This is a genomic window from Massilia sp. CT11-108 (assembly GCF_047302915.1).
Taxonomy (GTDB): Bacteria; Pseudomonadota; Gammaproteobacteria; order Burkholderiales; family Burkholderiaceae_D; genus Telluria; species Telluria orientalis.
In genome coordinates this window covers 1-856 of record NZ_JBKYMO010001039.1, presented here as the reverse complement: position 1 = coordinate 856, position 856 = coordinate 1, and the positions used below count along the sequence as shown (strand labels likewise).

At 69.2% G+C, this 856-nt stretch carries 1 protein-coding gene; it reads right to left on the bottom strand.

The window, feature by feature from the left end:
• Positions 1–856: efflux RND transporter permease subunit (locus ACEN88_RS32980; protein WP_413346500.1), on the bottom strand; the 856-nt coding region annotated here is incomplete at both ends.

Below are 856 nucleotides of genomic sequence, written 5' to 3'. Positions count from 1 at the left end.
GACGGTCGCCGGCAGCGCGATCGCGTGGCGCGCCGCGTCGATGGCGGCGCCGGCGTCGGACAGCGACTTGCCGGGTGCCAGGTCGAATGTGATGGTCACCGCCGGCAACTGGCCCTGGTGATTGACCGCCATCGTGCCGGGGCCGCGTCCGACGCGTGCGAACGCGCTCAGCGGAACCAGGGCGCCCTGGCTGCTGCGGACGTGGATTTTTTCCAGGCTGGTCTCGTCGCGCCGGAAGCGGTCTTCCAGCTCCATGATGACCTGGTAACTGTCCTCGGGCGCATAGATGGTCGACACCTGGCGCGTGCCGAACGCCGCATACACGGTCGCGCGCACGGTGGCCAGGTCGACGCCGAGCTGCGCGGCCTTGTCGCGGTCGACCTCGAGGCGCGCTTCCAGGCCGTCGCGCTGGGAGTCGGTGGCCAGGCCGACGAACACCGGCGACTTGCCCAGCTCCTCGACGAGGCGGGCGGCCGAGGTCTCGAGCGAGGCGGGACTGACGGCCTGCAGCGTGTACTGGTAGGTGCTTTTCGAGCCACGTCCGCCGATCCGGAGGTTCTGCACCGGGCTGAAGAACACCTTGACGTTCGGCAGGAAGGCGGTCTCCGCGCGCAGCTGCCCGAGCACTTCGGCCAGCGGTGGGCGCGCGCCGCGGGGCTTCAGGGTGAGATAGAGATTGGTGGTGTCGTGGTCGACCTTCGAGGCGACGTCGCTGACGCCGGGGTCCTTCATCAGCACCGCTTCGATCCGCTTGAGCACCGCCAGGCGACCTTCGTACGACATGTCCTGCGGGGCGTCGACGTTGACTGTCATCTGGCCGGTGTCTTCCTGCGGGAAGAAGCTCTTCGGCGCCGCC